At 59.2% G+C, this 13,521-nt stretch carries 10 protein-coding genes; 3 read left to right on the top strand and 7 right to left on the bottom strand.

Features of this window, described 5'->3' with window-relative positions:
• Nucleotides 1-6: 6 nt before the first annotated feature.
• The 4 genes from MWC30_RS06295 to MWC30_RS06280 all read right to left on the bottom strand — a co-directional run bounded on the left by MWC30_RS06295 (nucleotide 7) and on the right by MWC30_RS06280 (nucleotide 5,124).
• Nucleotides 7-1,389, bottom strand: a complete 1,383-nt coding sequence (locus tag MWC30_RS06295; RefSeq protein ID WP_244083306.1) for a sigma-54 dependent transcriptional regulator — start codon at nucleotides 1,387-1,389, stop codon at nucleotides 7-9.
• A 105-nt stretch (nucleotides 1,390-1,494) separates the two neighbouring features.
• Nucleotides 1,495-2,898, bottom strand: coding sequence for an amidohydrolase (locus MWC30_RS06290; RefSeq protein WP_244083305.1), 1,404 nt, complete (start codon nucleotides 2,896-2,898; stop codon nucleotides 1,495-1,497).
• Nucleotides 2,858-4,237, bottom strand: a complete 1,380-nt coding sequence (locus tag MWC30_RS06285) for an amidohydrolase (protein ID WP_244083304.1) — start codon at nucleotides 4,235-4,237, stop codon at nucleotides 2,858-2,860. Before MWC30_RS06285 ends, MWC30_RS06290 begins: the two co-directional genes overlap by 41 nt.
• A gap of 65 nt (nucleotides 4,238-4,302) precedes the next feature.
• Complete coding sequence (locus MWC30_RS06280; RefSeq protein ID WP_244083303.1) at nucleotides 4,303-5,124, bottom strand: purine-nucleoside phosphorylase; 822 nt, start codon at nucleotides 5,122-5,124, stop codon at nucleotides 4,303-4,305.
• Nucleotides 5,125-5,413: 289 nt separating this feature from the next.
• Here MWC30_RS06280 and hrpA point away from each other — a divergent pair, with 289 nt between their 5' ends.
• From hrpA to MWC30_RS06265, 3 genes are read left to right on the top strand one after another with little or no spacing between them, the layout of a single operon-like run.
• Complete coding sequence (hrpA, locus tag MWC30_RS06275; protein ID WP_244083302.1) at nucleotides 5,414-9,226, top strand: ATP-dependent RNA helicase HrpA; 3,813 nt, start codon at nucleotides 5,414-5,416, stop codon at nucleotides 9,224-9,226.
• On the top strand, nucleotides 9,187-10,053 hold the full coding sequence (locus MWC30_RS06270) for a CoA pyrophosphatase (RefSeq protein ID WP_244083301.1): 867 nt from the start codon (nucleotides 9,187-9,189) through the stop codon (nucleotides 10,051-10,053). Before hrpA ends, MWC30_RS06270 begins: the two co-directional genes overlap by 40 nt.
• A 44-nt stretch (nucleotides 10,054-10,097) precedes the next feature.
• Complete coding sequence (locus tag MWC30_RS06265) at nucleotides 10,098-10,499, top strand: hypothetical protein (protein WP_244083300.1); 402 nt, start codon at nucleotides 10,098-10,100, stop codon at nucleotides 10,497-10,499.
• 3 nt (nucleotides 10,500-10,502) lie between these two features.
• Here MWC30_RS06265 and MWC30_RS06260 read toward each other — a convergent pair whose 3' ends face one another.
• Genes MWC30_RS06260 through ilvN form a run of 3 tightly spaced genes read right to left on the bottom strand, consistent with a single transcriptional unit; the run spans nucleotide 10,503 to nucleotide 13,365 of the window.
• Nucleotides 10,503-11,153: an HD family hydrolase gene (locus MWC30_RS06260; RefSeq protein WP_244083299.1), complete on the bottom strand. Its 651-nt coding sequence runs from the start codon at nucleotides 11,151-11,153 to the stop codon at nucleotides 10,503-10,505.
• Complete coding sequence (ilvB, locus tag MWC30_RS06255) at nucleotides 11,134-12,801, bottom strand: biosynthetic-type acetolactate synthase large subunit (RefSeq protein ID WP_368860809.1); 1,668 nt, start codon at nucleotides 12,799-12,801, stop codon at nucleotides 11,134-11,136. The genes MWC30_RS06260 and ilvB overlap by 20 nt, the downstream gene beginning before the upstream one ends.
• A 39-nt stretch (nucleotides 12,802-12,840) precedes the next feature.
• The gene (gene ilvN / locus MWC30_RS06250; RefSeq protein ID WP_244083298.1) at nucleotides 12,841-13,365 is read right to left on the bottom strand and encodes an acetolactate synthase small subunit; all 525 of its coding nucleotides are present in this window, start codon (nucleotides 13,363-13,365) and stop codon (nucleotides 12,841-12,843) included.
• Nucleotides 13,366-13,521 lie beyond the last annotated feature (156 nt).

The following is a 13,521-nucleotide window of genomic DNA, read 5'->3' as shown; positions in this document are numbered from 1 at the left end:
TTTTCTTCACATTTCAATTCCGTATTTTTTCATGCGGTACAGCAGAATGTGCCGGGGGATTCTCAGGAACCGTGCCGCCTTCGATTTATTGCCCTGACATCGATCGCAGGCGTTGAGGATGATTTGTTTTTCTATTTCGTCCAGGGAGATGCCCCCTTCGGGCAGTTGGATGTGCAGCCCTTCGGCGGAGGGAGCGGTCTGTTCCCCGGAAGGGGCTGCCAGAAAACGCAGATGGCTTCCCAAAATGGTCTCGTCATTCTCCAGGAGAACAACGCGTTCGATGGTGTTCCGCAGCTCTCGCACATTTCCCGGCCAGGCGTGCTGCAGGAGGATCTCTTCGGCATTGCGGCTGATCCTCCTGAAATGCTTTCCATACTTGTCGTTGAACCCCTCCATGAAAAAAAGAGCCAGGGGGAGGATGTCCTCCCGGCGCTGCCTCAGGGGCGGCAGTTCAATCCGAATGGTCGCCAGGCGAAAAAAAAGGTCCTTGCGGAATCTGCCCTGTTCCGAGGCTTCCCACAGATCCTGGTTGCAGGCGGAGACAATACGGATGTCCACCTTCCGCTTGCGGGTTCCTCCCACCGGGTAGAATTCACCATCTTCCAGGACTCGCAGGAGCTTGGCCTGGATTTCCGGGTGCAGGTCCACCACTTCGTCCAGGAAAAGGGTCCCGCCGTCCGCCACCTGAAGCAGGCCTGATTTTCCTTCGATCTTGGCTCCGGTGAAGGCACCCTTTTCGTAGCCGAAGAGCTCGCTTTCTATGATTTCCCGGCTGAAAGCGGCGCAGTTCAACGCCACAAAGGGGTAGGCGGCCCGTGGGCTGTTGTTGTGAATGAGACGGGCGAAGAGCTCCTTGCCGGCTCCGCTTTCACCCTGGATGAGCACCCCTGCGTCCCTGCTTTGAGCGCTCTTGACGGCCAGCATCTGCGCGGCGAGGAAGGTGGGATCCTGCCCAATGAGGTGATCCACCCCCCGCAATCTCTGCACCTCCTGCCGGAGGCGATCCACTTCGTTGCGCAGGCCGGAATGCTCCAGGGCCTTCTGGATGGTCACCTCGAATTCATCCACATCGACGGGCTTGACGAGGTAGTCGAAGGCACCGCGCTTGATGGAAGTGACCACGTCTCTCACTTGCTCGTACGCCGTGATCATCACGACGGTGGGGGAGGGCCGAAGCTCCTTGAATCGGGGAAGCAGCTCCAGGCCGCTGGTGTCAGGAAGTCCGATATCCAGCAGAATGAGGTCCGGCTCCTCCTTTTGAGCAAGCTCCAGCGCTTTCGTACCCGTATCGGCTTCAAGGACGGTATGACTTTTTTCCAGGAGACGACGCAGGGCCGATCGAAACGGTGCTTCGTCATCGACCAGGAGGATCTTATGTTTTTGGCGCATGACACGCTTCCTGAATTACCGTGAAAATCCCCCTCAATCCCCCTTTGCAAAAGGGGGCAGGGGGGATTTTATTGACGGGGGTGAACATCGTGGTGTTCATGACCGTTAAGTACAGCGGACGGGATTGCCGCGATGGAAAACTTTGCGGGCGATTCTTGCCGCTTCCCGCATTACTTTGGCTTCCACCACACTCTTGACGCAGCCTCCGTCCACGATGTGCCGCCCGTCGATCCATACATGCCGAACGTCGCTTCCCTGTGCCGCATAAACCAGTTGGGATATGGGGTGATAAAGGGGGGTGAGGTGCGGCTGGTCCAGATCGATGGCCACGAGATCGGCCTTCCTGCCCATCTCGAGGCTTCCGATTTCCCGGCCCCAGCCCAGGAGAGAGGCTCCCTGCCGCGTGGCCATGCTCAGAATTTCAGGAGCGGGTGCGGCCGTGGGGTCCAGGGATGCGACCTTTTGCAGCTTGGATGCCCTGTCCATTTCGGTGAAGAGGTCCAGGTCGTTGTTGCTGGCGCATCCGTCGGTACCCAGCCCCACGCGGACTCCCTGTGCGAGGAGCTGCCTCACTGGGGCGATGCCCGAGGCGAGCTTCATGTTGCTTTCGGCATTATGGGAAACACCGACCCCCCGAAGCGCCAGGAGCTCGATTTCATCCGGCTGCAGCCAGACGGCGTGGGCCACCAGTGTTGCCGAGTCCAGGATTCCCAGTTGGTCCAGGTAGCGGACAGGACTTGTGCCGTGTTCCTGGACCATTCTCTTGACTTCGCCCGCTGTTTCGGAAAGGTGCATTTGAAAAAGTATCCCCTGGTCACGGCAGAGGGCCTTGACCCACTGCAGGGTCTCGGCGCAGCACGTGTAGGGGGCGTGGCAAAAGAGGGAAGGGCGTATGCGATCCGTTCCTGCCGGAAATTTGGAGAGAAACGTTTCTGCCCGCTCCCTCGAACGGCCGGGGTCCGGCTGGTCAGGCGATGGGAAATCCAGGATGCCCTGCCCCAGCACGGCCCGCATTCCCGAATCCAGGGCGGCCGAGACGGTTGCTTCTTCATGGAAGTACCCGTCGCAGAAAGTGGTGATCCCGTTTTTCAGCATTTCCACCGTCGCGAGGAGACTACCCCAGTAGACCAGCTCAGGATTCACATGGAGGGATTCCGCGGGGAAGATGACCTCCTGCAGCCAGCGATCCAGGGGCAGGTCGCTTCCCATGCCCCTGAAAAGGCTCATGGCAGCGTGGGTATGGGTGTTGATGAGACCGGGCAGCAGGAGGTGCCTTTTCAGGTCCATCTCCCGGCGTCCACGAAATGCCGCCTGGACTTCATCCGTCGGTCCTACGGCCACCAGGCTGTCGCCGTCGATGGCCACCGCACCGTTGGGGATGCACCGCATGGACGCATCGCAGGTGACGACCCAGTCGACGTGGGTCAGGAGCTGGTCGACTTCCCGGGGTGTGGAAGGCGAGTCCATGTCACCCCCGGGAGCGAAGGGCACGGGCGAAGCTGCGCACATGGTCCATGACCTCGTTCATGTCGAAAGTCTGTATCCTGCGGTCTTCCATGACCAGACGACCGTGAATGATACTGTGCCGCACGTCGGATCCGCGGGCTGCATAGACCAGGTGGCTCACGGGATCGAAGACGGGAGTCAGATGGGGCTTCCGGAATTCCACGACGATAATGTCCGCCAGGCTCCCGGGGGTGAGCTCTCCCAGTCGGCCGCCCAGGCCCAAGGCTCGCGCGCCGTTGCGCGTGGCCATCTGGAGGGTTGCGGGTGCTGGAAGAGCCGTGGGGTCGCGTTGAGCCACCTTGTGGAGCTTGGCACAGGTATCCATCTCTCCAAAAAGGTCCAAATCGTTATTGCTGGCGCACCCGTCGGTGCCCAGCGCGACATTGACGCCCATGGCCAGGAGCTGGGGCACGGGGGCAATGCCCGAGGCCAGCTTCATGTTGCTTTCGGGGTTGTGGATCACCTGGACGTCGTACCGTGCCAGGAGGTCCATGTCCCCGGCATCCAGGGCGACGCAGTGGTCCGCGATGAGGCTTGAGCTCAAAAGGCCGAGGCGCTCCAGGTGAGCGACAGGGCGGCATCCATGCTGCCCGAGGCATTGATCGACTTCGGTTTGAGTTTCCGAGAGGTGCATGATGAGGGGAACCGCATGCCGTTCGGCCAGGCCGGTGCATCGCTGCAGGAGCTGGGGCGAGCACGTGTAAATGGCGTGCGGTTCCACCGCAATACGGACGAGAGGATCCCCTTTCCATTCCTCGATGAGCGACTCCGTAAACTGCAGCCCCTTTTCCACCGGGCCGTAGTGGGGCGATGGAAAATCGTACAGCACCTCTCCCACAAGGGCGCGCATGCCGGCTTTCCTGGCGGCCTGAGCCACCTTGTCCTCGAAGAGATACATGTCGCAAAAGGTCGTGGTGCCCGATAAAATCATTTCGGCGCAGGCCAGGAGCGTTCCCCAGTAGACCCATTCGGCTGTCAGGCGCTGCTCGGCGGGGAAGATATGCTGCTGCAGCCATTCCATGAGGGGGAGGTCGTCGGCGAGACCTCGAAAGAGGGTCATGGCAGCGTGGGTGTGCCCGTTGATGAGGCCCGGCAGAACCGTGCACCCCTCCACGTCCAGGGTCTTTTTCGCTCGATATCGCGCGGCGACGGAGTCGGAGGGCCCTACCTCCAGGATGACTCCCCCTCCGATGGCCACGGCTCCGGGGAGGAAGCTTTGCTGTTTCTCGTTGAGCGTCAAAACCGTTCCGTTCAAGAGCAGCAGGTCGGCCTCTGCCGGCTGATGGGATCGGGTCGTAGCTTCCTGATGCTGCAGGGGTTCAAGCGGCGCGGTTTGTGGCATGATGGATTCCATTCAGTCTGCAAGTATCCAGGGGCGGTGGGTCGCAGCAACCGGATGCCGGCACTTTAAATCTCTACCAATACTTTAGAGAGCAGATGAACCAGCCTCGACCCGGCTTTCTCCGCCGTGGCGATGATCTCTTCCAGGGGCGCGGGCTGATAGGCATCGGGGAGGTTCACGTTGGTGATGACGGAAATTCCCAGGACTCTGAGTCCCGCATGGACAGCCGTGATGACCTCCATGACGGTGGACATGCCCACCGCATCGGCTCCCATGGCCCGCAGGAAGCGTGTTTCCGCGGCAGTCTCCAGGTTGGGGCCCATCACCCCCACGTACACACCCCGATGGAGAGGAATCCGCTCCGAAAGGGCCGTACAGACAGTCAACTCCCCAAGCCCCCGGTGGTAGGGTTCCGTCATGTCGGGAAACCGGGGTCCCCACGCATCCACATTGGGGCCGCGCAGGGGATTGTGCCCCGTCAGGTTGATGTGGTCGGTGATGAGCATCAGGTCACCCGCATGGAACTGTGGGTTCAGGCCTCCCGCGGCGTTGGAGAGGATGAGGGTTTCGATGCCCAGGGCACGGAGGACGCGAATGGGGAAGGAAATCTGCCGGGCCGTATACCCTTCGTACAGATGAAAGCGTCCCTGCATGACCAGGACCGGTTTTCCGGCCCAGGTTCCGCACACCAGGCGGCCTTCGTGGCTGGGGACCGTGCTCACGGGATAGTGGGGAATGTCTCCGTAGGGGAAAACCGAGGCCTGCTCCATGGCATCGACGATTCCGCCCAGTCCAGTCCCCAGGATCAGGGCGATCTTCGGCTGAAGTGTGAGCTTTCCGCCGATGTAAGCGGCGGCTTCTTCTACCTGGCTGCGGAAAATCCCCATGTCCTCTCCCGTATCCTTTGAGTATCCTGTGCAAAGTGCCTCAGACAATTGACATAAGGGGTCAGATTTGTAAAGATCCTTCTAACTCTGAGCAGGGAATGGTCCCTGAGATGTTGTCTAAATAATGAGTCAATCACTCTGAGCATGTACCTTGTTTCGTCATTCCGGCTAAAAGACCGCCGGAATGACGAGGAAAAGAATTTTTAGACAGCCTCCCGAGAGGGTTTTCGATTTTTTCCCAGGAGACATGGAGACAGACCTCTGTCTGCTCCTTTTGAATATGTCATTTATGCACCCTTTGGAAGACCACAAATCAGTCCGTTCGGCCTATCCTTCCGTTGAAGCTCCTTTTATCCCCACCTATCCGGAGGATCTGCCCATTGTTGCGCGAAGGGAGGAAATCCTCCGTGCCCTGGCGGATCACCAGGTGCTTGTCATCACCGGGGAAACCGGATCGGGGAAGAGCACGCAGATTCCCAAATTATGCCTGGAGGCCGGCCGGGCCCGCTCGGGGATGATCGGCTGTACCCAGCCTCGCCGCATCGCCGCCATCACGCTGGCGCATCGAGTGGCTGAGGAGCTCCAGGACATGGGGCCACCCTGGGTGGGCTACAAGATTCGGTTTCAAGACCGCACCGCGCGCAGCACCCGCATCAAATTCATGACGGACGGCATCCTCCTGGCGGAAGCTCAGAAGGACCACCTTTTTCGCGCGTACGACACCCTCATTGTCGATGAAGCCCACGAGCGGACCCTCAACATCGATTTCCTTCTGGGGCTGATCAAAAATATCCTTCCGCGCCGCCCCGATCTCAACGTCGTCATCACCTCCGCCACCATCGATCCGGAAAAATTCTCCCGGGCCTTTGGGGATGCTCCCATCATCGAGGTGTCCGGGCGCACCTATCCCGTCGAGGTGCGTTACCGCCCCCCGTCGCTCCCGGAGGAAGAGGATGACGAAACGACCTATGTCGACCACGCCGTGGCCGCTGTGGATGAACTGAAATCCCGTCGCGAAAGAAGAATGCGAGGGGACGTGCTCATTTTCATGCCCACGGAAAGCGATATACGCGAGACCGTTCAGCGCCTGGAGGAGAGGCGATATTTCAACACGCTGGTGCTCCCGCTCTTCGGTCGCATGGCCGCCGGGGATCAGCAGCGCATTTTCCGGCCCACTGCGAAAGACAAGATCGTGGTGGCCACCAATGTGGCGGAAACGTCCCTCACCATTCCCGGCATCCGGTATGTCATCGACACGGGGCTGGCCCGTATTTCACAGTACAATGCGCGGTCGAGGACTCAGGCCCTCCCTGTCGCTCCCATTTCCCAGGCCAGTGCGGACCAGCGGCAGGGGCGGTGCGGGCGTGTGGGCGAAGGCGTCTGCATCCGCCTTTATTCCAGGGACGATTACCTCCAGCGGCCTCCTTACACTCCCCCGGAAATCCAGCGCTCGAATCTTGCCGAAGTCATTTTGCGAATGCTCTACCTCCGCCTCGGGAATATCCAGGAGCTCCCTTTTCTGGACCCTCCTTCCCCGGCTGCCGTCAAGGACGGTTTTGCCGTGCTGAAGGAACTGGGCGCAGTCGACGACCACCGGAAGCTCACTCCCGTGGGGCGCACCATGGCGCGGCTTCCCATCGATCCGCGCTTGTCGCGGATGCTCATGGAGGCCCGAAAAGAGGGGGCGGTCCATGAAGTGGCCATTCTCGCTGCAGCCCTCAGCATTCAGGATCCCCGGGAGCGCCCTCTCGAGAAAGAGGCACAGGCGGACCAGGCCCACGCACGCTTTCGGGACCCCCGTTCGGACTTCACCGCTCTCCTCAAGATCTGGAGTACTTTCTGGAAAATGGATGGGGAGGACCGGGGTGCCGCACTTCTGAGCCGCAGCCAGATGCGGAAGTTCTGCCGCGACCATTTTCTTTCTTACAGGCGGATGAGCGAGTGGCGGGATATTTTCGATGAGATCCGGGATATTCTGAAAGATCTCGGCGGATTCGATATGAATCGACAGCCCGCGAGCTACGACGCCATCCATCGGTCTCTCCTGAGCGGTTACCTGAGCCACATTGGGATGCGCAAGGAGAAGAACCTCTATCTGGGGACCAAGAACCGTCAGGTGATGATTTTCCCCGGCTCGGGTCTTTTCAATAAAGGAGGAGGATGGATCGCCGCTGCCGAACTGGTCCAGACTTCCCGCCTTTTCGCCCGTACGGCGGCCTGCATCGAGCCCGAATGGCTCGAGGAGCTTGGAAAGCACCTCTGCCGATCCAGCTTTTTCGAGCCCCACTGGGAAAAGAAACGGGGACAGGTCGTTGCCTTCGAAAAGGTGACGCTTTACGGGCTCACGGTGGTGGACCGGCGCAAAGTGGACTTTGGCCGTGTGCGTCCGGACGAGGCGAGGGAGATTTTTATCCGGTCGGCCCTGGTGGAGGGAGACGTTTTCGGCAGCTATGGATTCCTGGAGCACAATCGGAAGCTCATTCATGACATCGAAGAGCTGGAAAGCAAGACGCGACGGCGGGACCTCCTGGTGGACGAAGAAACCCTGTTCCGCTTCTACGACGAACGCCTGCCTCGATTGTCGGACATCCGCTCCTTCGATCGGTTACTGAAGGACCAGGGAAGCGACGCGTTCTTGCGCATGACGGAGGCGGACCTCCTGCAGACAGCCCCGGATTTCGAAATCCTGGAGCAGTTTCCCGATGCCCTCGTGTTGGACGACATGGAATTGCCCCTTCGATACACCTTCCATCCGGGGGAGAGTGACGACGGCGTCACCGTAACGGTTCCCGTGCACCTGCTCCCCCGCCTGGAGAAAGACTCTTTTGACTGGCTGGTTCCGGGGATGCTCCTGGAGAAGGTGACCCTGCTCCTCAAATCCCTTCCCAAAAACTTGCGCCGCCAATGTGTGCCCGTGGGAGAGACGGCGCAGCGTTTGGTGGAAGCACTTCCCTTCCGCCAGGGGCATTTGGGCTTCCAATTGAGCCGGTGTGCCAGGGATATGATGGGGGTGCGGGTGCCGCCCGAAGCTTGGGACTTGAAGGATCTTCCGCCTCATTTAAAGATGCGCTTCGAAGTGATGGGGCCTGACGGAACAGTTCTGGGATCGGGTCAGGACCTGCAGGATTTGATGGCCCTGGCGGTGGAACCCCGGGATGACAGCTCATGGGAGCAGGCCAAAAAGCGCTGGGAGCGTCCCGGATTTGTCTCCTGGGAATTCGGAGAGCTCCCCGAGAAAATTGAGCTGGGAAAAGGCACCCCGGGGCAGGTGCGATATGCCTATCCCGGACTGGCAGCGGAAGGGAGGACGGTGGCGCTCCGACTGTTCGACGATCCGCGTGGGGCACTCACAGCCAGCCAGGACGGTTTACTGCTGCTCTACGAACTGGCCTTTACCTCCGAACTGAAGCAATTGACGCGCTCCTGGGTTTTTCCGGAAAACATGGCCCCCATGCTTTTCTTCATGGGCAATCGCACCGAAGCCCTCCATCGGCTCCACAAGCATTTGCTGCGGGAGCTCTTTGGGCTGAGTGCCCCGCGGCAGCCGGATCGGAAGCAATTTATGGAAACCGTGGAGCGTCTGAAAGGCTCCCTGGGAGCTCTCGGCCGTACACTGCTGGACGAAATCCTCCAGGCCATCCAGGAACGCCATGCCGTGCGCTATTCCCTCGACCGTTTTCGCCGCATGGCGGCCGGCAATGGTGCCGTCATCCACCGCCTGGATCTCCTCATGGACGAACTGAATAAGCTTGTGCCCGGGGATTTTCTGGACCATTATGATCAGGAGCGTATCCGGGAGCTGCCCCGCTATCTGAAGGCCCTTCAGTTGCGTGGGGAAAGGGTTTACGTCAACCCTGAGAAAGATCGGATAAAAGGGGAGCCCCTGCTTCTCCACCAGAAGCGCCTGGAAGAGATGGTGCGTACGGTTTCCCTGCAGCAGGGGGCCGAAGGTTTTCGGCTCGCGAACGAATTCCGCTGGATGCTGGAGGAGCTCAAAATCAGCGTGTTCGCTCCGGAGATAAAAACCCGCTTGCGTATATCCCCAAAACGTCTGGATGAAAAATGGCAGGAATGGCTGTCCTGGATGGGACGCATAGGCTAGACGCCGCTTTGATTGACAATCCCGGGCTGCTGCAGTCGCATATTCTTCGGGTGCTGGGAAAGCACTGTGATGGAAATGCCCTGTTTCAGATGGATGACTGCCGTGGGGTGGCTTCATCCAGCGTGATGCTGCTGCTGGGGCGTCAGGCCGTGCGGGACGGAGAGACTCCCGAGGTCTGTATCATTCTCAACAAGCGGTCCTCGAAAGTACCGCAGCCCGGAGATCTATGCTGTCCCGGCGGGACGGTGGAGAAAAGTCTGGATCCCTACCTGGCCAAATTGTTGTGGCTTCCCGGCTCACCCCTCTCTCGCTGGCCCCACTGGGAGCACTACCGGTTGGAGCAGCCTCAGCATGCACGACTCATGTCTCTCCTGCTGGCAGCGGGATTGAGGGAAAGCTGGGAGGAAATGCGCCTCAATCCCTTTTTCACTCGTTTCCTGGGTCCTCTGCCGGCGCAGTGCCTGCTCCTCTTTCAACGCATCATCTATCCCATGGTGGGATGGGTTTCCTACCAGAAGAAATTCATCCCCAGCTGGGAGGTGGAGAAGGTCGTAGCCATTCCCCTCCGTTCCCTGTTGAACCCCTTCCAATATGCACGGTATCGACTCTATGTGCCTGCATCCCTGGAAAAGAAAATCCATTGGGATACCAAAGACTTTCCATGTTTCCTCTATCCCTGCCAGGGCCAGACGGAGATACTCTGGGGGGTCACCTTCAGGATCGTGGAGTATTTCCTGGAACAGCTTTTTGGATTCAACATGCCGCCTTTAAAAAGGCTGCCTCTAGTGCCGGCGGTGCTGGATGAAAATTACATGAACCGGAGATGACCTCCCCTTCTGTATCATCATCATTCGGGAAAGGACAAACGGACATGACCCAGGTAGGAGATCTCGTGCTGGTTTACATGGAAGGCTCTCCGGCCTTTTTTGCGCGCATCGAGGACATCGCGCCCGATATCAAGCCGGAATGGTTCCAGCTGAAGATGCTGGTGCTGCAGGTACCGCTCCTGGTGATCACCTGGATCCTGCGGGAAGCCTATATCAATGGTGAGGAATTCACTATGGGAGGCCGCCCCATGAGGATCGAAAAGGTCGTATCCCCCGAGGGCTCCAGCGGGGAAACCGACCTCGTGGAAGACTTTGCCGGACGGGGAGGGGAAGAGGCGTCCCGGGAGGCCCCGGGGGAAGCCAAGTCCCCGCCGGCTGCCCCGCCGGGAGTGGGAAAGGGAAAGGTCGTCTCCCTGCTGGATCGCAAAAAGAAGGATCCTTCCTGAGGATCAGGCCTCTTCGTGCGGATGCCACCAGTGGTCGTGCCCTTCGAACCACCAGGCGGTGGAATCCGTGCGAAGGATTTCATCGGCCAGTTCCCGTGCGATGTCCGTTCTCAGGCGCTTCTGAGCGAAGTGGATCCATTTGGGGGCATAGGCATTGCCCAGATCGCTCTGCTCCTTGAGCTCCAGGATGAGATCCAGCTGATCGGCGTCGTGCACGAGTCGGGCCTCTTCCGTTTCGTCCTTCCTGTACTCCTCCATGAGGGCTTCGAAATCGGCGCCGAAAGGCAGAGTCTGCGCCAGGTGATGGATGGCCTTCTTCTCGTCGACGTCCACATACCGCTTGTTGACGTAATTCATATCCCCGGTACGCGCTTCGGGGACATCGTGGAACAGGCAGAGGGTGACGATGCGGAAGGGGTCCACGTTCCCGGCCATGCGCGCAAGGGTGTAGCCGATGAGGGCGACGCGGAAAGAATGTTCCGCCACCGATTCCTTCCCCGATCCGAGAAACTGAAACCCGGATCGGGGGGTCTTTTTGAGCATTCCCAGTTCGAAGAAAAAATTCACGATGTTCTTGTAGCCAGGGGGTGGAAGGACCGGGCTCCCATCCTCGGCGGGGATATTTCTTTTTGCTTCAGCATTCAATGGCTTCATGAATTCCTTTGCCCGCCATCACCATGGGGGTGACGTTTTCATCCGCGGGAGTCAGGCAGTTGACGAGTGCCGGGCCGGGAGTCGCGAGAACCTCTGGAAGCACTTTCTGAAGCTCTTCCTCGGTCTGCACGGTGTAGCCGGGGATGCTGTAAGCCCTGGCCAACGCGGCGAAGTCCGGGTGGAATTTGAAATTGACCGCCATGTAGCGCGCCTGGTAGTAAAATTCCTGGATCTGCCGAACCATCCCCAGAACGGAGTTGTTCAAGATAAAGATTTTGATGGGCAAACCCTGCTCCATCATGGTGCCGAGCTCCTGCATGGTCATCTGAAAGCTCCCGTCGCCCGTCACCAGGATGGTCTGCTGCTGAGGACGGCCCATTTGGGAGCCCACGGCCGCGGGGAGCCCGAAGCCCATCGTGCCGAGCCCACCGGAGGAGACCAGGGTTCCCGGCCGTTGGAAGCGGTAATATTGGGCCACCCACATCTGGTGCTGGCCAACATCCGTCACCACCAGAGCTTCTCCGTGGGTTTGGGCGCAGAGCTGTTCGATGACGAACTGAGGTTTGAGCCTCCCATCCCTGATGTAGGTGAGGGGAAACTGCTCCTTCAGATCGGCGATGCGTGCGGCCCACTCGGAGCGGTCGGTGGGCTCGAGAAGGGGGAGCAGGGCCGCCAGGATGGTTTTCACGTCGCCCACCAGGGGAACGTGAGTGGCCACGATTTTACCGATCTCTGCAGGGTCGATATCGATGTGAATGACGGTGGCGTTGGGGGCGAAAGCGTTGATGTTCATGGTCACGCGGTCGTCGAAGCGTGCCCCGATACCGATGAGAAGATCGCATTCCGTCACCGCGAGGTTGGCGTAGCGCGTGCCGTGGAGCCCCAGCATTCCCAGGAAGAGCGGGTGGTTTCCGGGAAAGCTCGCCAGACCCATGAAGGTATTCGTCACGGGGGCCGAAATGGTTTCAGCCAGTTGCAGCAGTTCCTGCTCTGCATTGGAACTGAGGATCCCGCCTCCGGCATAAATCAAAGGCCTTTTGCTTTCCTTGATGAGCCGGGCGATTTCCTGGATCTTGTTGGGATGGCCGCGGTAGGTCGGCTTGTATCCCCTCAGGTGGACCGTTTTCGGGTATTTGAAGTCGATTTTGGCGTCGGCGATATCCCTGGGGATGTCGATGAGCACCGGTCCAGGGCGGCCCGTGGCGGCGATGTGGAAGGCGTTGCGCACGATGGCGGGGAATTTGTGCGGGTCCTTCACGAGGTAGTTGTGCTTGGTGATGGGCATGGTGATGCCCGTGATGTCGACTTCCTGAAAAGCGTCGGTCCCAATGAGGGCCGTGGCGACCTGGCCCGTGAAAATCACCACTGGAATGGAATCCATGTAGGCGTTGGCGATTCCCGTCACGAGATTCGTGGCTCCCGGGCCGGAGGTGGCCATGCAAACGCCGACCCTTTTGGTGACGCGGGCGTACCCGTCGGCGGCGTGGACAGCGCCTTGTTCGTGCCGCACGAGGACATGCTTGATCTTGGTAGAGTGATATAATGCATCATACACTGGAAGCATCGCTCCGCCGGGGTAGCCGAAGACCACTTCCACCTTTTCGTTTTCGAGACAACGGATCAAAGCTTCCGCAACTGTCATTTCCAAGGCAGGTTCCTCCGCTCAGATGGTGGGGTTCCAGAAGGGTCAGCCCTCTTTCGAGTCGGCCGTGTGGGCGCCGTTGGTACTGCTGAACTTCGAGCCGCGCAGCATGGCCACCTTGCCCGTGCGCACCAGCTCCTTGATGCCGTAGGGGCGCAGGGACTCCTCAAAGGCGTTGATTTTTCCTTCGTTGCCGGTGCATTCGAGGGTCATGGTCTTCCGCCCCAGGTCCACCACGCGTGCCCTGAAAACTCCGGCCATCTGCATGATCTCCACGCGCTGACTGGGATCCGCGGTGACCTTGATCATGACGAGGTCCCGATCCACGTATTCATCCTCGCTGATGTCACTGATCTTGATGATATCGATCAGTTTGTGCAACTGTTTGCTCACCTGCTCGATCAGCCGGTCATCTCCTTCTACGACGATGGTCATGCGGGAGACGTCATTGGATTCGGTTCTGCCCACTGTCAGACTCTCAATATTGAAGCCTCGTCGGCTGAAGAGTCCGGCGACACGGGCAAGAACGCCCGGGCTGTTTTCCACCAATACCGCAAGGGTGTGCTTCATCTTTTCACAACCTCCTCAACCGGCGTTTCTGAAAAATGCGATAGAGAGGCTATCGCGCTGAAAAAGGAAATTAGTTTAGCTCATTTGAAGCAAGAATGACAGTATAATTTGTATAAAAAATGATCAACTGGAGACCGGTTGAAAGATTAGGCTATC

Origin of the sequence: Desulforhabdus sp. TSK, from assembly GCF_022836495.1 — a bacterium.
Taxonomy (GTDB): Bacteria; Desulfobacterota; Syntrophobacteria; order Syntrophobacterales; family Syntrophobacteraceae; genus Desulforhabdus.
The sequence above is the reverse complement of the archived record's forward strand: the minus strand, read 5'-3'. Positions and strand labels throughout refer to the sequence as shown.